Source organism: Romboutsia sp. 1001285H_161024_C4 (assembly GCF_015550185.1).
Classification (GTDB): domain Bacteria; phylum Bacillota; class Clostridia; order Peptostreptococcales; family Peptostreptococcaceae; genus Romboutsia_C; species Romboutsia_C hominis.
This window is the reverse complement of sequence record NZ_JADNAJ010000002.1, coordinates 441,543-468,493: the sequence shown is the minus strand read 5'-3', so window position 1 is coordinate 468,493 and position 26,951 is coordinate 441,543. Positions and strand designations below refer to the sequence as shown.

Below are 26,951 nucleotides of genomic sequence, written 5' to 3'. Positions count from 1 at the left end.
CTTTATATTTTTAGCATTTTTTATTGGAGTTAATTGATTATTCTATATTTTTTGGCTATAATTTCATTTATTTAATGTAAATTTATATTATTCGCTTTTACATTTATAATATATTTCTCTTCATTATTTAAATTTTCTTTGTTTAAAGTTCCCTTTAACTCTTTTAAATTTTCATCATTTCTATAATGCTCATCAATAAGCATATTACTTACATTTATACCTGATATAGACTTCATATCTACACTAAAATTATAATTTTTACTTGGTATGTTTATATAAACGCTTGAATTGTATGCATTTATATTTAATTCTTTAGCTATTGGTATATTTGTATCTATATTAATATTTGAACTACTATTACTATTTTGAGTTATATTTATAGTTTTTGGTATAAATTTTTCAATATCATCTACAAATATTTCATTTTGAGCTGAATATATTTCAATTCCACCACTTTCTATATTAACGTTATCTATTCCTATTAATTCCTCTGTAGATAAATATATATGTCCATTAGATTTTATATCTAGGTTTTTAAGTGTTTTCATCCCTTTAGGCAGTGATATATACCCATTTATAGTCTTATAATATACACTATCTAGTAATAGATTATTTTCTATACTTAATCTTGCATAATCAGTAGATGCATTTACATTTATATTATTTGGAACATATATAATTAAACTTTGACTATTATTATAGTAAAATGCATTAATCACATTTTCTATAAATTCTTCTAAATTGTTGCTTATTTTATAATTATATTCCTTTTCATTTTCAACTATACTCAATTTATTGACATCTTCTTTAATATTATAGTTACTTATACCTTTTTTCACTACTTTAACTTCATGTCCTTCATATTTTTCTATTATTATATTACTCACTTTAGTCTTTACATCTAAATTTTCTATACTTATATTTTTATTGTAAATTACTTGTTCTTTATCTAAGCTTTTTTCTATATTAGATATAGTTTGAGTAAAATAAGGGACAGATGATATAGAAAAGTATATAGTACCAACTATACCAATTACTATTAATATTATTGAAAATATGGTTACCTTTTTATTCATCATCTTCCTCTCCTTCCTTAAAACTATTCTCTTCTTTATTATTAGCTTCTTTTTTCTTACTAGCATTTATATATAGTTTTCTTGTTTTCATCCAACTTTTATATCTATTTACGCTTGTTTTATATATAGATATTATAAATATATATATTTGCCATGCTAATATCTGACCACCTACAAATGCAATAGACATAAATACATAAAGTCCCATCACCTCATGTGTTTGAGATATAAAATTCATTATTATAGGCATTGTAGCTACATATAAACCAATTAATGAAACTAATATAATACCAACTACAGATAAAAATAATACTATTAAAAATCTTGGAATGAATACTATTAAAGATAGTATACTAAGACCTAATTGTATTATTTTTCTTTTATTTTGGTCATTATTTTCAATATCTAAAGTTAATTTTTCACTAACTCTATCTTTTAAGTTTATATATTGTCTTTTAAAATTTGACTTTATTATATTTATTTTTAGTCTTATATTATTATCTTCTTCTTTATTTTTAGTCTCTGCTATAAGTTCACTAGCTATAGTTTTAGGTGAACCAAGAGATTTTATTATTTCTATATCGCTTTTTCCCTCTATTGTTCCATCTAAAAAGTATTCTTCATAGTCTCTTAATATATCTCCTATTTCTTCTTCTGAAAAACTACCTTTAAGATAATCTCTTAATATATCTAAAAATTCAGCTCTATTCAATATTATCACTCCTTTTACTCTATTAAAATATTTACAGCCTTTACGAAATCTTTCCACTCTACAATTAACTTATTTAAGTTTTCTTTTCCCAGATCTGTTAATTTATAATACTTCCTAGCAGGTCCCTCACTCGATTCTAATATATATGTGTCAAAATATCCCTCTTTTGTAAGTCTTCTAAGAATAGGGTATATAGTTCCTTCATTAACTTCTATAACTTTAGATATATTTTGCACTATCTCATATCCGTACATGTCTTTTTTAGAAATAAGAGCTAGTACACATATTTCAAGTACTCCTTTTCTAAACTGAGTATTCACAAAACTCCTCCTCTCATTAAGCAGTCTACTGTGTATAACACACTACATTGTTTTATTACAATAGTGATTATATAATAGCACAGTACTTTGTTTTGCACAATAGTAATTTATAATAAGTTAATATTAAAATTATCCTTTAAGTTGATAATTTTGAAAAAGGAGCTATTTTAAGCTTAAATAGCTCCCTACATTAGATTAAATATCCACTATACAAGTAAGATATAAATATGTATATTATTATAATTAAATTTATTCTAAGTAAATAAGATATTATAAACTCTTTTATATTTATTTTTAATGCCATTTTATTATTAGCTATATATATAATATTTGTGCTAATAGATGTACAACTTAAAATTCCTATTATACAAATTAAAATTTTGGTTTGTATACTTATACTTTTATCTACATTATTTATTCCTATTATAGTGTTATAAAATACATCTATTATAAATCCTACTAACTCATTTATATTTTTAACTTGCAAAACATCTAATACTGGATTAATCAAAATCTTTATTATTTCTATTATTATCTCACTATTTAATATTATCTGCCCTATATATAGAAATATAACTATATTTGGTATAAGATTTATAGATATACTTATGCTTTCTTCTAAATTATCTATAATTGCTTTAAATAGACCTTTACTATCACTATTAGATAAATAATATTTTATTATTTTTTTTAATTTATCCTTTTTAGGGTAACTATTTTTTTTATTACTTTTTAAATAATATGATTTTTTCTTCTTAGATATTGGATATATTCTACTTAATACCATATTTATTAATATTAATACAGTAGTTGACACCGTAATGGCATAAGCTAGATTTATATTTAGATATCCACATATATAAATAACTATTGGGTATGAAAGTATTGAAAAATTTAATATTATATTACAAGCTTCATATTCCTTTAATTTACCTTCTCTATATAATTTATTAGTCATAAACATTCCACAAAATGGATTTGTAAAAATATATACCAATATATTTAAAAAGCTTATACCATCTATTCTAAATAACAATTTTGTATATTTATTTAGATAAGCACTTGTTAATTCTAACAATCCATATTCTAAAAATGGCATAAATAAAACACCTATAGTAAATACAATTATTGTATTTAAGACTACTTCTTCTATAAGAAGATATACATTATCATTTCCTAAAAGTCCGTTTTTACTTCCAAAAAATATATTTACTAAGAAAATTAATGCTACAATTCTACTAATAATAAGAATATTTTTATTTTTCAAGTTACATTTTAATATTTCTTTAAACATTCCTATAATTAAATAAAATACAATACACACTTCTATGAAATGTTTCATATTACTTTGAAGCTTATATGATATATGATATATTAAATTCAATACTTGTCCATTTAATTTAATAGGTATAAAAAATATAATTATTCCAATTGCTGTGTATACTATAGATTTTGATAATTTTATAAAATATTCTCTATTATAATCATCTTTTACATTAATTTTATTAATATTTTCCATATCACCACCTCATTTATTATTTTCAATTCTTATTTGATATTTCCTCTATAAAATTTTAAATTACAAATTATTTATATACATTTAGAAGCTAACATCAACTTCTATTATTGCTTATTTTTCCTTATATGGTTATAATAAATTATACTTATTAAGGTAATTTTTTAGAGGTGAATATTTAATGGATATAGATAATAAAAAGACTGTACTAATTCTTACTGCTCAATTTGGTGCAGGACATATAAGTGCAGCAAATGCCATAAAAGACTATATTTTAGAAAAGGATTCTTCTGTTAATGTAATAATAGAAAATTTTATAACAGCTAGTATACCTAGGATGAATAAACCAATGGTAAAACTTTATGAAAACAATACTAAATATGTTCCTGGACTATATAACTACTATTATTATTTAAAAAAGTCCTTTGATTCAAAACATGATATAGCTCATAAATTATATACTCCTAAGCTTATCGAATTTATATTAGATGTAAATCCTGATGTTATTATATCAACGTTTCCTCTTGCTGCTGCTTGTGTGTATAATTTTAAAATTAAATACCCTAGTATTAATATTCCCACACTAACAGTTGTCACAGATGTAGTTGATAGCCTCGAATGGATATATCCAGATACAAGCATGTATTTTGTACCATCATTAGAAATAAAAAATAGATATGTTCAAAAAGGTATTAATCCAGAATCTATAAAAGTAACTGGTGTACCTATAAACAAAAAATTTTGTATTGAGAATAAGACAAAAGAATCTAATAAGTATAAAATTTTATTACTTGGTGGTGGTAGAGGTTTATTTGATATAGATGAAGATTTCATGTATTGGATTGATGAATTTATAGAAAATAGCTGTAATAACATAGAAATAGCTATTGTTACTGGTAAAAATAAGAAGCTTTATGATATATTAAAAGAAAAAAAACCTTTAAACAATATTAAAGTTTTAGGATTTGTTACTGATATGCACAATCTGCTAAGAGAGTATGATTTAATGATAACTAAACCTGGAGGGGCAACACTTTTTGAGGGAATTCTTTCTCAAACACCAGTTGTCGTTAAGCTTCCTAAGGTAGGACAAGAAATAGAAAATGCCCGATTCATAATAGATAAAGGAATTGGATTAGTATATACAAATGATGAAGATTTAAAAGATATTTTTAATAGTATAGCTTCAAATAAATTTGATTCTATATTTAATTTTATGAAGTGCAATATGAAATCTTTTAAAAACACTATAGAAAATGAAAGTATTGGAGACAGTATTTTAAATCTAATAAATAACAAGTAATACACTTGTTATTTATTAGATTTTTTACATTTATCTAAATATATTATATTGTCTTTTTTGCTTTCTAATACCTTTGTATTTTTATTTCTTAACTTTTTACTAGCATGATTAAATATATTATATGTTATATATATTTCTCCTATAAGAAATAATATATTTACTAACATCTCTAATGTTAATGTTATTTTGTAACTTTCGTTGCTATAATTTATTATAGTGTAATACTTAATAAATATTATAGCTAAAATATGAATATTTATTATATTTGAAATTCTATTAAATTCATTACAAAGATTATACTTTCTTATATTATTTTTTATAATATACTTACTATGACCATTAGCTCTTAGTATATCTGTGTATAAAGCACTTGCTATATCTTTTTTTAATAAATTACTAATAATTATAGCTACTAATATTCCTATTAGGATATATATATCATATGCATATTTTTCAAAGCTTGAATCCATATCTTTTTTTACTAAATGTATTATTATATATATGCAAGAAAATATTATTGCTGTAATGTTTAATCTATGTTGGCTTTTAAATGTATAAAGTGAATAAAGTATTCCTGGCACTATTAATAATATAGCTATATACTCTAGACTTTTCCATTCACTTATATAACAAAATCCCAAAGGTAAAAGTATATAACAAAGCATATCTAATAGAAAATCTTTTTTCATGGCATCATCCCTTTTTAAATTTTCTAAATTTTCTAAATTTTTAACTTATAGATTAGGCTTATGTTTTTTGATTACTTTATTATAATTTATTTTATGCTAAAAAGAAGGGTATATTACCCTCCTTTTTAATATATTTAAATTATTTTATTACTCCATCAATAGGATTTGTAGTTTCTCCATTTAATAAAATCTCAAAGTGGACATGATTACCAGTTGAATTTCCTGTACTTCCAACTTCCGCTATAGCTTGTCCTTTTTTTACTATATCACCTTTATTAACTCTATTATATGAGTTATGTGCATATACTGTTGTCTTTCCATCAAAATGTTTTACCTTCACAACATTACCATACCCATTTTGACTACCAGAAAACTCTACTATTCCATCATCACTAGCTAATATTTCAGTAGACTTAGGAGCAGGTATATCTATCCCTCTATGAAAATTTGCTTTTTTAGTTATTGGATGTATTCTTTGTCCATATGCAGAGCTTATTTCATAATATGATTTTAAAGGCCATATGCCAGGTATAAAACTTAAATTATTTTTATCTAAATACTCTTTCTTCTCTTTCTCTATGCTCTTTTGGATTTGTATACTATCTATCATTATATTTTCTAATTCTTTTTCTAATGCTTTTTTGTTTTCTTGTAATGAATATTCTTTTTCTTCTACTAGATCCATATCTTCTTCTAAAAAGCTTATACTTATAACTTCTATAGATTCACTTTCTTCTTTTTTTAATTCTAAGTCTAGTTCATTTATTTTTTTAGATATTTCCTTTTGCTTTTGCTCATTTTCTATTAGTCTATCAATTTGTAATTCTGTTGATGCATGTACATTATTGTATGGCAAAATACATACTAATAAAATTAACATATAAGTAAATATATTTTTTCTCATTTTTTCACTCCTTTTAAAACTATTTATCAGTATTAACTATTTTTTACATTTTTATTACATTTTTTATTCAATTTAAGAATTATTGTTAAGTAATAAAGTAAACTTTCCTAATTTTTTATTATAAAAATTTACTTCACCTAAGCGACATGTAGATAAAATACTTTATGCCGTCAACGACTTTGTCACTTGCTTAAAATATAATTTTTTGTATATAAAAAAGAGCTATTCTCTATTTGAGATAGCTCCTTTACTTTAGTAAATATTTTTTTTGTAATCTGCATATAGTGCTTGAATATCTTCTATATATCCATTTAATTCTAATTGTAACTTTGATACTTTTTCAAAATCATTAAATTCTATAGCTTCTTTTATTTCTGTAAATAGTGATTTTTTAGTTAATGTATCTTTCATAACTTTAAACTTTATATCACATATTTTATTCCATGTAACTTCATCTAAAGCGTCCATATTTTCATTATTATGTAATTTTACACAATTTCTTATTATTTCTCTATCATTTTGTATTATTCTATTATTTAATTCCTTTGTCCACTTGTCTATAGCACCTGTCTTAAATGAATCTATTATAGCTTCTGTGAATACATCTCCCATTTTTAACACGTCTACCTTAGATTTATCTATTTCTAGATTTCTCATATTTTCATAAACAGTTGCTGGTGGTACTGAGAATCTTTCATTTCTCTCTTCAATTGTATAATACTCAAATACATCATTTTCATCTCTGTATGATCTATTTTTTTCTAAATAAAAACTTTCTTCTCCTATATCTTTAGATATTTCTTTTTCAAGTTCCTTAGTTGTTAATTTACTTTTAGCTACTGCTTTTATTCCATCTAACATAGTTTGGTAACATCCAGCTATAACTAAGTATGTATTTGAAAGTGGATTTGGAGATCTTAGTTCAAATCTTACTGTTTTAGGGTTTTTAATATCTCTTACTAACCCTACTAATACAGATCTATTTCTTGATGGTAGTTTATAGCTATGACCTAGAGATGTAACTATACAAACAGGTGCTTCAAACCCTGGAACCAGTCTATTAAATCCATCATTAGTTGCCGTTACTATAGGATTTAATACTTCATAGTTTTTAAGGATACCCATAAGTGCTCCATAACCAATTTCACTTACATAATCTTTATTCATATCTCTTGGCGCAAATAAATTTTTTATACTTCCATCCTTTAATTTTGCACTAACTCCTACGTGAGTGTGTCCTCCACTACCTGCAACTCCATGTATAGGTTTTGCTTTAAATGTTACTTCAAGTCCATGAGACGTAAATACGTCTTCTATTATCTCCCTTACTAATAACTCATTGTCCGCTGTTTGTATAGGGCTAGAAAATTTCCATGATATTTCTAATTGCTCCATCGCGTGGTTAGTTTTACCATCTATACTTATAGAACTATTTATTCCCCCTACTTCTTTATGTGCCATTTCTGGATTTATTCCCATTTTTTGAAGTACTATTATTGACTTTTCTAGGCACGTTCTTATTATTCCATGTGTTCTTTTCCAGTACTGTTCTTTTAAGCTTTGAGATACCGATAATTTCTCTAAGTCAGCTTTATCTTCTGGAGTATTTACCCAAAACTCTAATTCAGTTGCAGCTGTTAGTATTATATCTTCTATATCATCTGCTTTTTCTATTCCTATATTATTTATAAGATGTGGATATTCCCTAAATAACTCTATTATAGAGTTTTTAAAATATTTTTCTGATTTTTTAAGTATTCCCCTTGAACAAACTTTTTTATTTTCATGTATTAAAAATGCAGGTATTCTAAGGGTACCTACAGGCAAATTAGTTTCTTCATCTATATGCTCAAAATTATAATCTATAAACCATGTACACTCTGTATCTGGCATTAAATCTACCTTAGCATTGTTTAATGTAGCAATATTATAAAGCTCAACACTTGAACCATCAGTTTGAACTGCCGATTCTAAGAAATTATCTATATCATCTAAAAACAATTCCATAGGTATTTTTTCATCAGTTGCATTTCCACCTAAGTCAACACCCATTAATGATACAAACTTTATATGCTTGTTTTTACTTAATATATCTCTAAGATTTTTTTCATTATGATTATCTCTTTCTATTGTATATAATAGTTTTTGCATTTAAGCACACTCCTCTATAAGATATGTATTTTGTACTGAAAAATATACACGATACCTAAAACTTTTATATTTTAATTTTTATAAATCGTTTTGTTCATATTTTAATTTATACTTATTATATATTAAGCTTTTAAAGTTCGCAATATTTTTATTAATTTATATTTTAAACATATTCACGATATTACTTATTACTGTTTTTTATACATTTATTTAACATTTTTATCAATATAGGGTATACTAAAGTAAGATGTATTTTTATATATTAATACAAGTAATTTTATAATTTAATTATACATTTTATCACAAGATAAGATTATTAGGAGAGAAGTATTATGGAATATATAGTTTTTGACTTAGAATTTAATCAAGGCTTTGACAAAAAAATTAATAAGACAGTATCTAATGAAAAATGTCCTTTTGAGATAATTCAAATAGGTGCAATTAAATTAGATAGCAATTTTAATCTAATAGATACCTTTAATAGCTATGTAAAACCTCAACTATACAAAAAAATTCATCCTTTTGTTGGTAAAATGACTAATATCACTATAGATGATGTTTTAGATGCACCTACCTTTCCACAAGTTTATAAGGATTTTAAAAAATTTATTTCTACTAAAAATCCTGTGCTTTGTGTATGGGGAACTGGTGATTTAAAAGAGCTATATAGAAATATAAATTACTATAGTCTACCTTCTAAAACTTTGCCTAAATCATATATAAATATACAACATCACGCTTCAAATTACTTTAATAATCCCGCTGGAAAAAGTATTGGTCTTCAAAATGCTATTAATATATTAGGATTAAATCAAGACAAATCATATCATAATGCTTTAAATGATGCATATTATACTTCTCAAGTGTTTATTAAAATATATAATCCAAGTATAGTTCCTGATGTATATATGTATACTACAGTTAAAGCACCTTGTTCTTCTAAAAGAAGTCAAAAAAAGCAATTAGATTATGATAAACTATTCAAAGAATTTGAAAAACTTCTTGAAAGACCATTAACTCGTGAAGATAAAAAAATTATTGATTTAGCATATAAGATGGGGAAAACTGGCCAATTTTTAAGTGGTGAACCTAAATATAAAAAAAGATAGAGTATATACTCTATCTTTTTTTATTTAAATATTTATAAATAGCATCTTCATAAGCTCATACTGAGCAAATTCTACACTTTTTATTTCTTTACTTTCACTTCTATTTAGCTCTTTTTCTCCTATAAATACATCTTTATCACCTATATTGGCATATAGTTCATTTAATATATTTAAAAAGTCACATACCTTAACAGATTCTTCTTTTGACTTTAGCAAGGTTATATATTCATTCTCTCTATCTTCATATAAACACTCTATTCCATATAGTATATTATCTTCTTTTATATAAATAACCTCTCCGCCTAAAGATTCTCCTTTTTCTAATTTATGCTTAAGCTCTAATAATTTCATTTTGTCCCCCTTAATATAAATTTTTCTTATGATTTAATATAATCATGCTACTATACATTATATTAAGGTGATATAAAATTTATTAATAATTATTTTATGACTAATTCTATAGGACAATGATCAGATCCTAATATTTGTGTATGTATATCAGCACTAACTAATCTATCTTTCATATCATCACTTACTACAAAGTAATCAATTCTCCATCCAGAATTATTTTTTCTTGCATTAAATCTATAAGACCACCAAGAATATACGCCTTCTTTATCTACATTAAAATATCTATATGTATCTATAAATCCAGAATCTAAAAGTTCTGTAAATTTATTTCTTTCTTCATCTGTAAATCCTGCATTTTTTCTATTAGTTTTAGGATTTTTTAAATCAATCTCTTTATGAGCAACATTTAAATCTCCACATACTACAACAGGCTTTTTAGTATTTAATTCTAATAAATAATTTCTAAAATCATCTTCCCATTTCATTCTGTATTCTAGTCTTTTTAATTCACTTTGAGAGTTTGGTGTATATACTGTTATAAAGTAAAAGTCCTCAAATTCTAAAGTTATTACTCTTCCCTCTTTATCATGTTCTTCTATATTTAACCCATAAGATACACTTAAAGGTTCTATTTTAGAAAATATAGCAGTTCCTGAATATCCCTTTTTTTCTGCATAATTCCAATATTGGTGATATCCTTTTAAATCAAGGTCTATTTGACCTTCTTGAAGCTTTGTTTCTTGTAAACAAAATATATCTGCATCTACTTCATTAAAGTAGTCTAAAAATCCTTTTGTTACACACGCCCTTATTCCATTTACATTCCAAGATATTAATTTCATTTATTCCTCCTAAGTTTATTATTGTATTTTTATATTACCCAGTTTTAATTATTATCAATCTATATTATTAAACCTTAATTTATTTGCAAATTCTGAAGGATTAATTGATGATACATATAGCCCTGTACTTAATTCAAATCCTCCAAAACTATATTTCCTAGGTATTATATGCATATGAAAATTATAATACTCATCACATTTTATTTTATTTGGATGTGTATGTATATATAGATTAAAAGGACTATATCCTCTTACCTTATATAGTTTTTTAAATAATTTTTCAAATATTTTAGATAATTCATCTATATGTTTGTCTTCCATGTTTTCAAATCTAATTTTGTCTTTTGATATAATTCTTATCTCACCGCTATATCTAGTGGCATAAGGAACTAAAGCTAAAAAGTATTTACCATTGTATATAATTCTTTTAAATTCTTTAATTTCTTTATTTATTGTATATTCATATAAAGATGATTTATTTTGATTATAATAATCCTTTGCTATATTTATTTCATTGTATATTTCTGGTGGTACAATTGATAGAGATATGATTTGAGTATGAGGATGATCTAATGATGCACCTGATTTTCTTAAAAAGTTTTTAAAAATACTAACATACTCTATCCCTTTATCATTTATTAAATTTTTATATCTATTTTTATACATCTCAAACATATGAATAAACTCTTCTTTAGTCATGTTATAAAAATTACCATTGTGCCTATAGGTATCTATCATTACTTCGTGAATGCCATATATGTCTTCTTTTTCATCATTTATTATAGGAAATTTATTATTTACAGATTTTACAAGCCATCCATTTTTATCACATACCTTATATTTTTCATCCTCTATAAATTCTTCATTCCCTCTACAAAATGGACATGTTTTTTCATACTCATTGTATACTTCTACTTCTTCAGAATCTTTAGTTTTATCCATAGGTCTTTTTGACCTATCCTTTGCTACTATTATTTTATCATTATTCATGTTATCTATTATTAAGTTACTCATTTATAACACCTCTTAGAAATACATTCTTTATTATAAAAGCCTTATACTATTGATTTTACATTATATATCCATTTTTTTGCTACTTTTTTAATATCTTTAACTATTTGTGTATATTCTTATATTTATGTATACAAGATTTTTCACGCCATATATGCTACTATAATCTTGAAATTATAAATTGACTTTTTAAAGCTATCTATGGAAAATCTACTATAAAGCTTTATCGTCATAATATTATTTCCTATGGGCTATAAAATTGTCTGGTTATTTTAATTATATAGGAGGTAGTTTAAATGAAATATTCACAGAGAGTATCTGCTATGCAGTCTTCTCCAATAAGAAAGTTAGTTCCTTATGCACTTGATGCAAAATCTAGAGGAATTAAAGTTTATCATTTAAATATAGGCCAACCAGATATAAAGACTCCAAAAGGATTTTTTGAAGCAGTAAAAAACTTTGATAGTAATGTATTAGAATATGCTGTATCTAATGGTATTCCAGAATTAATAAAATCACTTCAAGATTATTATACTACATATGATATGCATTTTGATAAAGATGAAATACTAATTACTAATGGAGGTAGTGAAGCAATACTTTTCACTCTTATGGCAATATGTGATCCAGGAGATAATATAATAGTACCAGAACCTTTTTATACTAACTACAATGGCTTTAGTCAGTGTATAAATGTAGAAGTAAATCCTATAACAACTAAAGCTGAAAGAGGATTCCACTTACCATCTAAAGAAGAAATCACATCAAGAATCAATTCGAAAACTAAGGGTATATTACTTTCCAACCCAGGTAATCCAACAGGAACAGTTTATACGAAAGAAGAAATAGATATGATAGGTAAAATAGCTATAGAAAACAACTTATGGATAATAGCAGATGAAGTTTATAGAGAATTTGTATACGATGGTCTTTCATATACAAGTTTCGGTAATGTAAAAGAAATAGAAGATAGAGTTGTTATAATAGACAGTGTATCTAAAAGATACAGTGCTTGTGGAGCAAGAATTGGTTCTATAGCATCTAAAAATAAAGGGCTTATAGCACAAATATTAAAACTTTGCCAAGGAAGACTTTGTGTACCTACATTAGAACAAATAGGCTCAGTTGAGCTATATAAGACTCCAACTTCATACTTTAAAGAAGTTAATGAGGAATATAGAAGAAGAAGAGATGTTTTATATAATGAATTAATGAAGGTTGATGGTGTAGTTTGTAAAAAGCCTACTGGTGCATTTTATATAGTTGCTAAGCTTCCTGTTGAAAATGCTGAAGATTTCGTTATATGGATGCTAAAAGATTTTAATAAAGATAATGAAACAGTTATGGTTTGTCCTGCTGAAGGATTCTACTCAACAGAAGGCTTAGGTCGTGATGAGATTAGGCTTGCATATATATTAAATGAAGATGACTTATTAAAAGCTGCTTCTATATTAAAAGAAGGACTTGAAAAATACGTAGAACTAAAAAAATCTCAATTATCATCTGCTGATGCTTAATATAATTTCCTTGTATGTAAAAAAAGAGGTATAATTTTTACCTCTTTTTTATTTATTTTCATAATATAAAATTTTTCTTATATATTTATCTGAAGTTTTCTTGATTTAGTATATCTTCTAAAGTATTTATAGCGTCCCTATATCTTTTTATATCTTCATCATTTAATTTACTTAATTTATCTTCTAGTTTTTGGCTTAACTTTTCCATAAAATCTGATGCAAGATTCATTCCCTTGTCTGTTATACTTATTAAATACTTTCTTCTGTCTGATAAATCTCTAGTTCTTATTACATATCCTTTTTCTGTTAAATCATCAACCATGCTAGTTAAACTCCCCTTTTCTATGTTTAACTTTGAACATAGATCGGTCATACTTATATCCCCATAGTTTTTGATAAACATCAAAGCTCTTAATTGCGTTTTATTAACATTTTTTATAGAAGAATATTCTTTTAAATATTCTAAATATAAACTTGAATATATTTTTGGAAATGTTCTTGATAAAAACGCGATTGTATCTGATACTACGTGGTTCATTTTGCCTCCTTAGATGTTTATATATATTTCTTTTTCTAACTATTAGTTTACATTATAAATCTAATTAAGACAATACTTTTTATTTTATTTTAAAATAATTTTATTATATATTTTTATTTTGTATTATTTTGTATTAAAAAAGTACCATATAATATGGTACTTTTAAAAATTTATACGTGTAAGTCTATTGTCATTCCTATTTGCTCTTTAAACTCTTCTATTGCAGGATCTAAATACTCTTTTACAAATTCTACAACTTGTTCTGGAGCTCTACCTATGAAGTTTTTAGGATCCATTACAGATAGTATTTCGTCTCTAGACATTTTGAAAGAATCATCATTTATTATAAGCTCTATTAAGTTATTATCTTTACCTTCTTGCTTTACTCTATAAGCTGCTTGCATAGAGTACTCTCTTATTATTTCGTGAAGTTCTTGTCTATCTCCACCTCTTTTTACAGCTTCCATAAGTATATTTTCTGTAGCCATAAATGGAAGTTCTTCATTTATATGTTTATTTATCATGTTTTCGTAAACTACTAATCCATTAGTTACATTTATACCTATTTCTATTATAGCATCTGCTGCCATAAATGCTTGTGGTATAGATAATCTCTTGTTTGCTGAATCATCTAAGCTTCTTTCTAACCATTGAGTAGCTTGTACTAATGCAGGACTTAATGATTCTGCTATTATATATTTAGAAAGTGATGCTATTCTTTCACTTCTCATTGGGTTTCTCTTATATGCCATAGCAGATGATCCTATTTGATTCTTTTCAAATGGTTCTTCTATTTCTTTTAAACTTTGTAGTAATCTTATATCATTAGTCATTTTATGCATACTTTGTGCTATACCAGATAATACACTTAACACTTGATAATCTAATTTTCTAGTATATGTTTGTCCACTTACTGCATAAGAAGATTTATATCCCATCTTTTCACAAACTAACTTATTAAGTTCTTTTACTTTTTCATGATCGCCTTCAAATAGACTTAAGAAACTTGCTTGAGTTCCAGTTGTACCTTTAACTCCTCTTAGCTTCATATTATCTATTCTGTAGTTTATATCTTCTAAATCTAGTATTAAATCTTGAGCCCATAATGTAGCTCTTTTACCTACTGTTGTAAGCTGTGCTGCTTGGAAATGTGTAAATCCAAGTGTTGGAACGTCTTTATACTTTAATGCAAACTCTCTTAAGTTGTTTATTAAGTTTACAAGCTTTATTCTTATAAGTTTTAAAGCCTCATCCATTTGTATAACATCTGTATTATCTCCAACATAAGCTGAAGTAGCACCTAAATGTATTATACCTTTAGCGCTATCACATTGAAGTCCATATGCCTTTACATGACTCATTACATCATGTCTTACTTCTTTTTCTATCTTTCTAGCTTCATCAAAATTTATATTATATATGTTAGCTTTTAATTCTTCTATTTGTTCATCAGTTATATTTATTCCTAATTCCTTTTCACCTTCTGCAAGTGCCACCCATAACTTTCTCCAAGTTGAGAATTTAAATTGTGGAGAGAATATATAGCTCATATCCTTGCTACAATATCTATCTATTAAAGGGTTTTGGTATGTACTATATTTTTTATCTATCATAATTTTTCGCACCTTCCTTAAGTTGTTATATAATAATTATATAAAATATTACGAACCATAACAAGTTTTTTTTTATTTATGTTCATTTTATTTGTTATTTAACGTAAGATTTTCTTTTTGCATCATATAATCTATACTTTCACTATCAACAAAATTTAATACATATTTATACCTTATAGCATAGTATTTATCACTCCAACCTAATTGCTTCTTTATATCAGATTCATTAGCACCTAGTCTTAGTGCTATAGCAGCATAAGAGTGTCTAAAATCTTTTGCAGAATATTGGCAAAGCCCAGCATTATCTAACGCTTTTCTAACTATTAATCTGACATTTCTATCGGTTATAGAATTACTTTTTTGAGTTGTAAATACAAAATCTTCTGTAGGCATTATAACCTCTGATAATCCAGAATAATTTCTGTAATCCTCTAATAGCTTAAAACAATATGGATGTAATTTTACTATCCTTTCTTTTCTTTTTTTGCCAAGTCTTACATAGTGGTTATCTTTTTCATCTACCATAAGATCTTTCCATTTTAAACTAACTACTTCATTTAATAAACATCCTGTTGTTACTAAAAATACTATTATAGCTCTATCTCTTATAGTTAACTTATATATGGAATCTACTAGTTGATTTATTTCTTGAATACTTAACACATCATCTTTAGTTTTTATTCTAGTTACTTCAGGCTTTTCTACATATCTAAATGGGTTTACTTCTATATATTCTTCTTTCATTAAAAAATTATAGAAACTATGTAAATAACTATATATCTTTTCTGATGTTGACTTTGCATAGTTTTCTTTTACATTATCGATAAATTTTTGACAATCTTCTTTATCTACATATAAGAGTTCTTTATCATCTATAAACTCTTTAAATGCTATTATTTTTGATAAGTAATCATGCCTAGTTGCTGGGTTAAGTTTTTTTGAAAAGTTTTTAAAAATCTCATATTCATAATCATCTAATTCTATAATTTTATTCATATATTTATCCTTTCATTTCATATATTATATTTAGTTGACACCTTATAATTTTTATTGGTATACTCTAAGTTGACGTTAATTTAGTATATTAAAATTTTATGTTGGAGGAACTTTTTAATGGCAAATTTAATAGAAATTTTCAAAGCCGTAATACTTGGTATTGTCGAAGGTATAACTGAATGGTTACCTGTAAGTAGTACTGGCCATATGATACTAGTAGATGAATTTATGCACCTTAATTTTTCGGATACTTTTGTAAATACATTTTTAGTTGTAATACAACTTGGTGCAATACTAGCAGTCATTATCATATTCTTTAAAAAACTAAATCCTTTTGATAGTTCAAAAACTTCTATTCAAAAGAATGAAACAATAAGCTTATGGCTTAAAGTTATAGTAGCTGTTTTTCCATCTGCAATATTAGGATTTTTGTATGATGATAAAATAGAAGCAGCTTTCTTTAATGCTACAACAGTTGCTATTGCACTTATAGTATACGGTATAATCATGATACTACTTGAGAATAGAAATAAAAAACCTAAGTATAATGATTTCTCTCAAGTAACTTATAAGTTAGCTATCGGTATAGGTTTATTCCAGTGTTTAGCTTTAATACCTGGAACATCTAGATCTGGATCTACTATAATAGGTGCAATACTTCTTGGTACATCTAGATATGTAGCTGCAGAATTTTCATTTTTCTTAGCTATACCTACTATGCTTGGGGCTAGTGCACTAAAACTTGCTAAAGCTGGTTTAGCATTTAGTGGACTTGAGTGGGTTGTACTTCTAACTGGTTCTATAGTGGCTTTTGTAGTTTCAGTATTTGTTATAAAGTTTTTAATGGATTATATCAAAAAGCACGACTTTAAAGTATTTGGATACTATAGAATAGTCCTAGGTATAATAGTTTTAGCTTATTTTTACCTTATAAAATAGTATCTTTATAAATTTTATATAAATATAAAAGTCTTCATTTGATTATCTAAATGAAGACTTTTATAATGCATATTAAACCTGATAATACTCTTATAATGTTTATAATGTTTTATTTACTATAAGAAAATACTTATGTTTTTCTTATAGTTTCAAACTTATATATTTGATTCTATAAGAAGTTTTATTATATCACTAGATTCTTCATTAAATGCAGTTATTATAGTCAAATCATCACAAGCTCTATTTATAGCCGAATATACTTTATTTAAATCTCCTACAAAATCGTTTATTTGATAATCCTGACTTCTATCTATTATTTTATGATTGTATAACATTTCTAACTCACATAATATTAAAGCTTTGTATTCTAAATTACTCATATTATAAATATTAGAAATGGTTATTCCAAACTTTTCACTCATATTAGTTAAGTCTTCATCTGCACATATATAAGGTATTTCTGCTTCATCTAATGCCTTTCTTAGCATATATTGGAAGTATATCATTTTTCCACTTTTTAATTTCTTTTTATTGTATGGATATACTATTCCTATATCACTATAATTTAATCCTTTATCTTCTACTAAATGCTCTATCTCCCATATTACAGAGCTTATTTGTTCATCTAAATCACTAACTTTTATTATATCTACAGATTTACCTTCTTCTCTTTTAGATATACTTTTATAAAATTCATTATAAGTTTTATTTTCTCTTAAAGAATGTATATAATTATTTGCATTTTCAGAGAAATTATTTACAAATTCCACTAATCTTTTAGTTTGTTTATAATTATCTTTTAATTCTATTATTTCATCAAACGCTAGATTGTTTACATTGGGTTTGAATATGTTTAAATCATTACTTATATTTGAACTCTCACATGAATACACATTGAATATGTGTTTAGTTTTATATAAGAATTCTTTTAAGAAATATATTTCCTCACTTGAATACTGTTCGCCTTTATCTACAAATATTCCTTTAAACATCTTCTTATTTTTTATTATATTTTTAGCTTGCTTTATAAGGTTTTCAAAAGCTTTTTCATAGTCCTTTTTTAATAAACTATAGTTTATTACTAAATTGTATTTTTTAGCTAGCTTAAATATAAAAGAACTATATGTATGTATTTCTAAATTGTTATTATTTTTATATAATAATTTAACCTTTTCTCTAAGCTCATTACATCCTTGTTTTGATGGTGTTATTATTAAAAATTTATGATGTGGATATATTCTAGCTAATTTTATAGCTCTAGATAACATTATTGCTGTTTTACCAGTACCTGGTGCTCCTTTTAAGAGTATATCACCATATTTTATAGATATACTTTTAATAAGCTGACTTTGATTTAGCATAGTCGCACTATACTCATAGTCATCACTATAAAAAGATATCTTTTTAAAATTTTTATTTAAGTGATATTTACTATTAAGTAAATAATACTCAGGGCATACGTCCATCATAAATAAATTTAATGTTACTTCATTATTTGATTCTTCTAGGTAATTATCTAGTAATTTTTTATCATTCATTATTTCTTCAAGTTTACTTTTGTCTATTATATGTTTATATATAAATTCGCTAAATCCATAATCTTCTTCTATATCTACATATGGCATAACAAAAACATAATTATATTTTATATCACTATGAGACTGCTTCATTTTTAAACTTAACAGGTCATTTTCTTCACTCATAACCTCTAATAGGTCTTCTTCTAGGATATAGAATATATCTTCTGTTGTATCCATAAATTTTATAAATAGCGCTTTATTGTCTTTTATATATAACATATCTGTATTGATCCCTTTAAATGGTGTTACTTTAGGTATTATTTTTACATCTCTTTCTATATTTTCATAGAATACTTTTTCTACTTCTTTTATTTTTAAAGCATCTAGTTCAGAGTCAATATTTATGTAATTTTTCACCTGATATTCCCCCTCGCTTACTAATAATTATAGCATTTAAACTTATAATTTACTATATTTACTATGTATTCTATAAACTTCTTAATTTATATTAATTTAATTATATAAATTGTATCATTATATTATAGTTTTTACAAAAATAGGGAAGTTTATAACTCCCCTTAAAATTTTTAATGTCTATAATGTTCTTCCATCCAAATATTCATTTTTCTTCTTACTTCATTTTCTTTTACTTCATCAAAATAAGCATCATCTATATTATAAGTATCTACTAGATTGTATGATTCTATAGGGTATTCTAAAAAGTTGCCATTTTTATTTATAAATCCTATTGTCATTATTTCATAATTATCTTCATTTTTATTAAGAACTACTCCATATTCAACTTCTTTTTCTTTATCATTAACTTTAGTCATTTTTACATACTGATTTTTTGATAATTGTTTTAGCATACTAGCACTCCTTTTATTTATAATAAACTTACACATATTTAGTATTTCCAATTTTCTTGCTTATATTTAATCTTTATATACATAAGTATTGTACTATATTGTATTTTTGTTTCTTTATATAAAAAAATGCATACTTATAAAATTTTAAGTATGCACTCTTTTTAAAGCTATATTATTTTTTTAAGTTTATGACTTCATCAAGTACTACATCACTACCTATTTCTTCGTATGTTCCTGGTTGTGATTTTAACTCTTTATATTTAGGTTTTTCTATCACTACTCTAATGTTTTTGCTATCTTTTGGTGATTGTAAATAAGTTTTATCACCTTTATTATCATTATCTGCTGTAGACTCTGATTGTTCTAGTTTTTTTCCTTTGTCATCAAATACTGTCATTCTATATTCATCCCACGTACCTTTTTTGTAAGAATTTTTGATTATCATATCAAAAGGTGTTATAGAAATTGAATTAACTTTTACAAAATCATTTTCAACATTTTCTAAATTTATAATATTTCTTAATTCTTTATTTACTTTTACTGGAATGTTAAAAGCCCATGTTCCCCAAGTTACATCATCTTTATCATCTTCATTTATAGCATAATTTTCTATAACTTTTAATTTAGTCTTAAATGTAAATTCATCTGGTATCTCTTCTTTTATTTCATTCATTTTATATTTTTGTACTCCAACAAATGTATATTCATCAATAAATTTTCCTTCTAATCCTGCAAATCCTGTTGAGTCAAGCTCATCATCACTAAAACTAACTTTATTATAAGCTTCTTCTATTATTAATTGATCCATATCTAATTTTTTCCCATTTCCCCACGAAGTATGTTTAAATGGCTTTTCATTTTCAACTACATAAGTTATATATAATGATTGCCCATCGCATACAACTTCTGAAAGTGTAACCCCTATCCCATTTGAATATGCTGTTTCATTAATAGCTGTAGAATATTGAGAATAATTTCCTGGGAAGTAAATATTTTTTTCTATTGCTTCAAAAACATTACCTACAAAAGGTATTTTAGATGCTAACGCTGGGTTTAAAGCTCCTAGTGTAAGTATTCCAACTAAGCTTGCAGCAGCTATTTTAGGCAAATTATTTCTTTTATGATTTTTATTGTTCTCTTTTAATGCCTTTGATACTCCCTTTTCTATAGCTTCATCTATATCTAAAGGTATATTTATATTATCATATCTCTTATTGCTCATTTATCTCGCCCTCCATTAATATTTCCTTTAATTGCTTCTTTGCTCTTCTCATATGGCTTTTAACTGTATTTATTGGTATATCCATATTTTGAGAAATCTCTTCAATAGTCATGTCATTAAAGTACTTTAAAATAATAACCATTTTGTATTGCTCTCTTAAACTATCTATCGCATCATATAAATCTAATTTTTCTTCTATTGAAATTTCCTTTGCTTTTTCAACTATATTTGCTTCTTCTTCTATGTAAACTATCTTGTCTTCCTTCTTTGAATAATCTATAGCTACATTTATTAGCACTTTTGTTATCCAAGTTTTAAAAAATTTTGGTTCACTCAATTTATTTATATTTAATAATCCCTTGTAAGTAGTCTCTTGTAATATATCTAAAGCTTTTTGCTCATCTTTTACGTAACTATATGCAATTTTGTAAAGAGATGCTTTATGAACTTTCATCAATTCTGTAAATGCTTTTGAGTCCCCTTTTATAGCTTTTTTAGCTAGCTTTATATTAGACTCTCCTTTTTTTCTTCCTTGCCAAGGTAATGTTAATACATTTCCCATATGTTCCTCCTTTTTTTCAATGTGCCATGACACAAAATGTATACAACAATTAGACTGACATAAATACTAAAAAGTTGCAAATTTTTATATTTTTTATAAATTTATATATGATTAGAAAATTTAAATATTAATAAAGGGCTCTAATACTAATTTTTAAGCAATAAAAAAGAGAGGGGAAATTCCTCTCTCTTTTATTTAGCATATTCAATTGCTCTTGTTTCTCTTATTATACTAACTTTTATTTGACCTGGATATTCTAATTCATCTTCGATTTTCTTAGTCATATCACGAGCTAATAAATGTATATCTTCATCGCTTACATTTTCAGGTTTAACCATTATTCTAACTTCTCTACCTGCTTGTATAGCAAACGATTTTTCTACACCATCATAAGAGTTTGCGATCTCTTCTAGCTTTTCAAGTCTCTTTATATACGCCTCTAATGTTTCTCTTCTAGCACCTGGTCTTGCTGCTGATATAGCATCTGCCGCAGTTACTAAAACAGCTTCTATTGTTTGAGGTTCATAGTCTCCATGGTGAGTACTCATAGCATGTATAACTTCTTTAGATTCTTTATATCTTCTTAATAAGTCCATACCTATTTCTACATGTGTACCTTCCATTTCATGGTCAACAGATTTACCTATATCATGAAGTAAACCAGCTCTTTTAGCTAATTTTATATCAGCTCCTATTTCAGCTGCCATTATACCTGCTATATGTGCAACTTCAATAGAATGTTTAAGTACATTTTGTCCATAACTAGTTCTGTAGTTAAGTCTACCTAATAGTCTAATTAACTCTGGATGAAGTCCGTGCACTCCTGTTTCAAATGCTGCTTGTTCCCCATATTCCTTAATTATATTATCTACTTCTTTTCTAGCTTTTTCTACCATTTCTTCTATTCTAGCTGGATGTATTCTTCCATCTGCTATTAGCTTTTCTAAAGCTATTCTTGCAACTTCTCTTCTTATAGGATCAAATCCTGATAAAATTACAGCTTCTGGAGTATCGTCTATTATTAAATCAATTCCTGTTAAAGTTTCTAGAGTTCTTATATTTCTTCCTTCTCTACCTATTATTCTACCCTTCATTTCATCATTTGGTAAATTAACTACTGTAACAGTTGTTTCTGCAACATGGTCTGCTGCACATTTTTGTATAGCATAACCTATTATTTCTCTTGATTTTTTTTCAGCTTCTTCCTTAGCTTGAGATTCTATCTCTTTTATCATTATAGACATTTCACGTCTTACTTCTCTCTCAGCATTAGTTAATATTATCTCTTTTGCCTTATCAGAAGTTATACCTGATATGTTTTCTAATTTTTCAAGTTGCTTTACTTTTATTTCTTCTACTTCTTCTTCTTTTTTTGCTACATTTTTAAGCTTATCACTTAAACTATTTTCTTTTGATTCTAGGTTATATAATTTCTTATCTAGAACTTCTTCTTTTTGTATTATTCTTCTTTCGTATTTTTGTAAGTCATTTCTTCTTTCTTTGTTTTCTCTTTCAGCTTCAGTTCTCCACTTGTGGATTTCTTCCTTAGCTTCTAGTTGCTTTTCTTTTTTAATAGTTTCTGAGTCTCTATTTGCTTTATCTATAATTTCTTTGGCTAAGCTTTCTGCTTGTCCAATTTTAGTCTCAGATATATTTTTTCTTACAAAATATCCAGCTATAATACCTATTGCTGCCCCTATCAAAAGCATTACTACAGTCTCTATGACATCCACCTCCTTTAGTTAATATCCCAAAATGTCACTTCTAAGATTTTAATCGTTAAAGTACAATCATAACTATGATATACGTTTATAAACTATAAGTATTTTCATAATCTATGTTGTAATAACAACAAAATACCTTTATTTATATTTATCTAAGAATATTTATATATAGAACTAAATTTAGATATTTTATTTCTCTTTAATTTTATAATTTTTTCTAACTCATGTCAAGTTAATAGGAGGTGTATGTTTAAGTTATTATTGCTTATCTATTTCATCTTCTAATGGTGCATTTTCTTTATTTTCATCTAATTTGTAGTGTGCTCTTACCTTCTCATCTATTTCTGCTATTAAATCAGGATTATCTGATAAGAATTTCTTAACATTTTCTCTACCTTGTCCTAATTTTATATCATTATAGCTATACCAAGCTCCTGACTTTTTAACTACATCTATATCTGCTGCTATATCTAATAAATCTCCAACCTTAGATATACCTTCACCATACATTATGTCAAACTCTGTTTGCTTAAATGGTGGTGCAACTTTATTTTTAACTACTTTTACTCTTGTTCTACTTCCGATTACTTTATCGCCTTGTTTTATACTATCTACTCTTCTAACATCAAGTCTTACAGATGAGTAGAATTTAAGCGCACGCCCACCTGTTGTTGTTTCTGGATTTCCAAACATTATACCAACTTTTTCTCTTAATTGGTTTATAAATATTGCAACACAATTAGATTTTTTTATTGAACCTGTTAATTTTCTAAGCGCTTGAGACATAAGTCTAGCTTGAAGACCAACGTGAGAGTCTCCCATGTCCCCTTCTATTTCAGCTCTTGGAACAAGTGCTGCAACTGAATCGACTACTATTATATCTATAGCTCCACTTCTTATAAGTGCTTCTGCTATTTCTAGTGCTTGTTCCCCTGTATCTGGTTGAGATATTATTAAGTTATCTATGTCAACTCCTAATGCTTTTGCATATACTGGGTCAAGTGCATGTTCTGCATCTATAAATGCTGCTATTCCACCTTGTTTTTGAGCTTCTGCTACTGTGTGAAGTGCAACTGTTGTCTTACCTGAAGATTCCGGTCCATATACTTCTATTATTCTTCCCTTTGGTAATCCACCTATACCAACTGCAATATCTAGCCCTATTGAACCTGTTGGTATAACATCTATATTCATAGATGTAGCTTCTCCTAATTTCATTACTGACCCTTTCCCAAAGTCTTTTTCTATTTGACCTAACGCTTGGTTAAGTGCTTTTAATTTATCTTGTTCTATACTCATTTATATCCATCCCTTTCTTTCGCTTTTTACAAACATTTGTTCTGTAATATAGATTATATACTAATTTTTAATTACAGTCAATTAATAAAAATTTGTTTTTACATTTATATTATTTTCCTATATTAAAATTTTACCATACTAATTTTATTTATAAACCTTTATTTACATTTTTATACATTTTATATAAAACTTATGTTTTAGTATAACTTGTATCTGTGTAAATTAATATTTACACTTTAGCTTATATTTAAAACTGTATTTTGTATAAAGTAAAAAGCGGGCAGTTTATGCCCACTTTTTATTATTTACTATTCATGAATAATTCTTTATTTTTATATAAGTATTCCCATCCTGAGTAAAGTGTTAGAAGTGTTGCTATTAATATAGATATATCTCCTATCATAATTAATAGTGAATTGTTAAAGTTTGCTCCTAATAATAATACTATTATAGCTACCATTTGGCTTATAGTCTTTAACTTTCCTCCTCCACTAGCTGCTATTACTTTTCCATCAGCTGCTGCTATTGCTCTTAGTATACTTACTGTTAGCTCTCTCGCTACTATTATTATTACCATCCAACTTGCTACTAAGCCACTTTCTATCATACATATTAATGCTGATAAAACTAATAACTTATCTGCAAGTGGATCCATAAATTTCCCAAAGTCTGTAACTAGATTATGCTTTCTTGCTATGTGTCCATCCATAGCATCTGTTATTGATGCTACTACAAATATTATACAAGCTATTAAATATTTGTTAGGTATGTTAAGTAACATTACTATTATAAATACTGGTATTAAGAATATCCTAAATAAAGTTAATTTATTTGGTAAATTCATTTATAATACATCTCCCATTAAATCATATTCTAAAGCTTTATCTATTCTTACTTTTACAAAATCCCCTACATTAAGTTGATCTTCAGATTTTACGTAAACTATACTATCTATTTCTTCTGCATCGCCTTGAGTTCTACCTATATATACTTTATCTTCTATTTGTTCTTCTATTAAAACTTCGTAAGTGTTTCCTACTTTAGCTTCATTTAATTCTTGAGATATTTTTTGTTGTTCTAGCATTAATTTATCTCTTCTTTGTTCTTTTATTTCTTGTTCTATGTGATTAGGTAATTTATCTGCTGGCGTATCTTCTTCTCTTGAATATGCAAATGCACCTAATCTATCAAATTTAACTTCTTTTGCAAATTCTACAACTTCATTAAAATCTTCTTCAGTTTCACCTGGGAATCCTACTATTATAGTTGTTCTTATTGTAGCATCTGGTATATGCTTTCTTATCATTTCTATTTTAGATAATATATCTTCTTTAGTTGTTTTTCTATTCATTAGCTTTAGTATTCTGTTACTTGCATGTTGTATAGGCATATCAAAGTAGTTACATATATTATCATATTTTTTCATTACCATAACTAATTCTTCGCTTATTGATTCTGGGTAAGAATACATTACTCTTATCCACTTTATGCCTTCTACTTTAGCTAATTCTTCTAGTAAAGTTGGTAACATTTCTTTGTTGTATAAATCAAATCCATACTTAGTTGTATCTTGTGCTATAACTACTAATTCTTTAACACCTCTAGCTGCTAAATCTTTAGCCTCTTTAACTATATCTTCCATTTTTCTACTTCTATATTTACCTCTTAATTTTGGTATTATACAGTAAGTACAATGGTTGTCACAACCTTCACCTATTTTTAGGTATGCCATATGATTTGGAGTTGTAACATATCTTGGTAATTTTTCGTTGAAAGCAAATTCTATATCATTTAAGCTAACAACTTGCTTTTCTTTTTCTAAGTCTTTTATTATTTCGTCTATTTGTTGATAACTTCCTGTACCTACTATTGCATCTATTTCAGGTATTTCTGCTTTTAATTCTTCTGAATATCTTTGTGCTAAACATCCTGTTACTATAAGTATCTTTAGATTTCCATCTACTTTGTATTGTGCTAAGTCAAGAATAGTATCTATTGATTCTTGCTTTGCTGATTCTATAAATCCACATGTATTTACAAGTATTATATCAGCCTCAGAAAAATCACCTACTAACTTATAACCTTTTCTATTTAGTATTCCCATCATTATTTCTGCATCTACTAAGTTTTTCGAACATCCTAGTGATTCTAGTGCTATCTTTAACATC

Annotated in this window: 25 protein-coding genes; 4 read left to right on the top strand and 21 right to left on the bottom strand. The window is 25.9% G+C overall.

The window, feature by feature from the left end:
- Window positions 1–71 precede the first annotated feature (71 nt).
- The 4 genes from I1959_RS05790 to I1959_RS05775 all read right to left on the bottom strand — a co-directional run bounded on the left by I1959_RS05790 (window position 72) and on the right by I1959_RS05775 (window position 3,627).
- Window positions 72–1,079 (bottom strand): hypothetical protein, encoded by a 1,008-nt coding sequence (locus I1959_RS05790; protein ID WP_195237390.1) that lies wholly within the window; start codon window positions 1,077–1,079, stop codon window positions 72–74.
- Complete coding sequence (locus I1959_RS05785) at window positions 1,069–1,788, bottom strand: DUF1700 domain-containing protein (RefSeq protein ID WP_176698658.1); 720 nt, start codon at window positions 1,786–1,788, stop codon at window positions 1,069–1,071. Before I1959_RS05785 ends, I1959_RS05790 begins: the two co-directional genes overlap by 11 nt.
- Before the next feature lie 14 nt (window positions 1,789–1,802).
- Window positions 1,803–2,108 (bottom strand): PadR family transcriptional regulator, encoded by a 306-nt coding sequence (locus I1959_RS05780; protein ID WP_092924834.1) that lies wholly within the window; start codon window positions 2,106–2,108, stop codon window positions 1,803–1,805.
- A gap of 190 nt (window positions 2,109–2,298) precedes the next feature.
- On the bottom strand, window positions 2,299–3,627 hold the full coding sequence (locus tag I1959_RS05775; RefSeq protein WP_092924832.1) for a hypothetical protein: 1,329 nt from the start codon (window positions 3,625–3,627) through the stop codon (window positions 2,299–2,301).
- 178 nt (window positions 3,628–3,805) lie between these two features.
- Between I1959_RS05775 and I1959_RS05770 the strand changes: the two genes are divergently transcribed.
- Window positions 3,806–4,927 carry an MGDG synthase family glycosyltransferase gene (locus tag I1959_RS05770; RefSeq protein ID WP_166505755.1) on the top strand — a complete coding sequence of 374 codons (1,122 nt, stop codon included), beginning with the start codon at window positions 3,806–3,808 and terminating at the stop codon, window positions 4,925–4,927.
- 8 nt (window positions 4,928–4,935) lie between these two features.
- Here I1959_RS05770 and I1959_RS05765 read toward each other — a convergent pair whose 3' ends face one another.
- The 3 genes from I1959_RS05765 to I1959_RS05755 form a co-directional block, all read right to left on the bottom strand.
- Window positions 4,936–5,616: a hypothetical protein gene (locus I1959_RS05765; protein ID WP_195237388.1), complete on the bottom strand. Its 681-nt coding sequence runs from the start codon at window positions 5,614–5,616 to the stop codon at window positions 4,936–4,938.
- A gap of 139 nt (window positions 5,617–5,755) precedes the next feature.
- Window positions 5,756–6,520, bottom strand: a complete 765-nt coding sequence (locus I1959_RS05760) for a M23 family metallopeptidase (protein ID WP_092924828.1) — start codon at window positions 6,518–6,520, stop codon at window positions 5,756–5,758.
- 252 nt (window positions 6,521–6,772) lie between these two features.
- Window positions 6,773–8,671, bottom strand: a complete 1,899-nt coding sequence (locus I1959_RS05755; protein WP_092924826.1) for a glutamine synthetase — start codon at window positions 8,669–8,671, stop codon at window positions 6,773–6,775.
- A 332-nt stretch (window positions 8,672–9,003) separates the two neighbouring features.
- Here I1959_RS05755 and I1959_RS05750 point away from each other — a divergent pair, with 332 nt between their 5' ends.
- A complete protein-coding gene (locus I1959_RS05750; RefSeq protein WP_092924824.1) occupies window positions 9,004–9,780 on the top strand; it encodes a 3'-5' exonuclease in 777 nt (258 codons plus the stop codon).
- Between the two features lie 24 nt (window positions 9,781–9,804).
- Here the strand turns inward: I1959_RS05750 and I1959_RS05745 are convergent, their stop codons facing one another.
- The 3 genes from I1959_RS05745 to I1959_RS05735 all read right to left on the bottom strand — a co-directional run bounded on the left by I1959_RS05745 (window position 9,805) and on the right by I1959_RS05735 (window position 11,987).
- Window positions 9,805–10,131, bottom strand: coding sequence for a hypothetical protein (locus tag I1959_RS05745; RefSeq protein ID WP_092924822.1), 327 nt, complete (start codon window positions 10,129–10,131; stop codon window positions 9,805–9,807).
- An 89-nt stretch (window positions 10,132–10,220) separates the two neighbouring features.
- Window positions 10,221–10,973 (bottom strand): exodeoxyribonuclease III, encoded by a 753-nt coding sequence (locus tag I1959_RS05740; protein ID WP_195237386.1) that lies wholly within the window; start codon window positions 10,971–10,973, stop codon window positions 10,221–10,223.
- 54 nt (window positions 10,974–11,027) lie between these two features.
- Window positions 11,028–11,987: a galactose-1-phosphate uridylyltransferase gene (locus I1959_RS05735; RefSeq protein ID WP_195237385.1), complete on the bottom strand. Its 960-nt coding sequence runs from the start codon at window positions 11,985–11,987 to the stop codon at window positions 11,028–11,030.
- 293 nt (window positions 11,988–12,280) lie between these two features.
- On the opposite strand from I1959_RS05735, the gene I1959_RS05730 reads away from it, so the two are divergent.
- Window positions 12,281–13,501, top strand: coding sequence for a pyridoxal phosphate-dependent aminotransferase (locus tag I1959_RS05730; RefSeq protein ID WP_092924816.1), 1,221 nt, complete (start codon window positions 12,281–12,283; stop codon window positions 13,499–13,501).
- A gap of 85 nt (window positions 13,502–13,586) precedes the next feature.
- On the opposite strand, the gene I1959_RS05725 is transcribed toward I1959_RS05730, so the two are convergent.
- From I1959_RS05725 to I1959_RS05715, 3 genes are all read right to left on the bottom strand, one after another.
- Entirely contained in the window at window positions 13,587–14,039 is a 453-nt protein-coding gene (locus I1959_RS05725; protein ID WP_092924814.1) for a MarR family winged helix-turn-helix transcriptional regulator, read from the bottom strand.
- Between the two features lie 170 nt (window positions 14,040–14,209).
- Window positions 14,210–15,652 carry an adenylosuccinate lyase gene (gene purB / locus I1959_RS05720; protein ID WP_195237384.1) on the bottom strand — a complete coding sequence of 481 codons (1,443 nt, stop codon included), beginning with the start codon at window positions 15,650–15,652 and terminating at the stop codon, window positions 14,210–14,212.
- An 87-nt stretch (window positions 15,653–15,739) separates the two neighbouring features.
- Entirely contained in the window at window positions 15,740–16,648 is a 909-nt protein-coding gene (locus I1959_RS05715; RefSeq protein WP_166505760.1) for a tyrosine-type recombinase/integrase, read from the bottom strand.
- Between the two features lie 117 nt (window positions 16,649–16,765).
- Here I1959_RS05715 and I1959_RS05710 point away from each other — a divergent pair, with 117 nt between their 5' ends.
- Window positions 16,766–17,587: an undecaprenyl-diphosphate phosphatase gene (locus I1959_RS05710; protein WP_166505761.1), complete on the top strand. Its 822-nt coding sequence runs from the start codon at window positions 16,766–16,768 to the stop codon at window positions 17,585–17,587.
- 155 nt (window positions 17,588–17,742) lie between these two features.
- On the opposite strand, the gene I1959_RS05705 is transcribed toward I1959_RS05710, so the two are convergent.
- From I1959_RS05705 to rimO, 8 genes are all read right to left on the bottom strand, one after another.
- Window positions 17,743–19,524: a UvrD-helicase domain-containing protein gene (locus I1959_RS05705; protein WP_166505762.1), complete on the bottom strand. Its 1,782-nt coding sequence runs from the start codon at window positions 19,522–19,524 to the stop codon at window positions 17,743–17,745.
- Window positions 19,525–19,694: 170 nt separating this feature from the next.
- Window positions 19,695–19,976: a hypothetical protein gene (locus I1959_RS05700; RefSeq protein ID WP_092924804.1), complete on the bottom strand. Its 282-nt coding sequence runs from the start codon at window positions 19,974–19,976 to the stop codon at window positions 19,695–19,697.
- Between the two features lie 172 nt (window positions 19,977–20,148).
- Window positions 20,149–21,198: a DUF4179 domain-containing protein gene (locus I1959_RS05695; protein ID WP_195237383.1), complete on the bottom strand. Its 1,050-nt coding sequence runs from the start codon at window positions 21,196–21,198 to the stop codon at window positions 20,149–20,151.
- Window positions 21,188–21,760 carry a sigma-70 family RNA polymerase sigma factor gene (locus I1959_RS05690; protein ID WP_092924800.1) on the bottom strand — a complete coding sequence of 191 codons (573 nt, stop codon included), beginning with the start codon at window positions 21,758–21,760 and terminating at the stop codon, window positions 21,188–21,190. Before I1959_RS05690 ends, I1959_RS05695 begins: the two co-directional genes overlap by 11 nt.
- A 191-nt stretch (window positions 21,761–21,951) precedes the next feature.
- Entirely contained in the window at window positions 21,952–23,493 is a 1,542-nt protein-coding gene (rny, locus tag I1959_RS05685; protein ID WP_092924798.1) for a ribonuclease Y, read from the bottom strand.
- A 249-nt stretch (window positions 23,494–23,742) separates the two neighbouring features.
- On the bottom strand, window positions 23,743–24,783 hold the full coding sequence (recA, locus tag I1959_RS05680; RefSeq protein ID WP_092924796.1) for a recombinase RecA: 1,041 nt from the start codon (window positions 24,781–24,783) through the stop codon (window positions 23,743–23,745).
- Window positions 24,784–25,084: 301 nt separating this feature from the next.
- Window positions 25,085–25,627: a CDP-diacylglycerol--glycerol-3-phosphate 3-phosphatidyltransferase gene (pgsA, locus tag I1959_RS05675; protein WP_092924794.1), complete on the bottom strand. Its 543-nt coding sequence runs from the start codon at window positions 25,625–25,627 to the stop codon at window positions 25,085–25,087.
- Window positions 25,628–26,950, bottom strand: a complete 1,323-nt coding sequence (rimO, locus tag I1959_RS05670) for a 30S ribosomal protein S12 methylthiotransferase RimO (RefSeq protein ID WP_195237382.1) — start codon at window positions 26,948–26,950, stop codon at window positions 25,628–25,630. It abuts the gene before it with no gap.
- Window position 26,951: the final 1 nt, after the last annotated feature.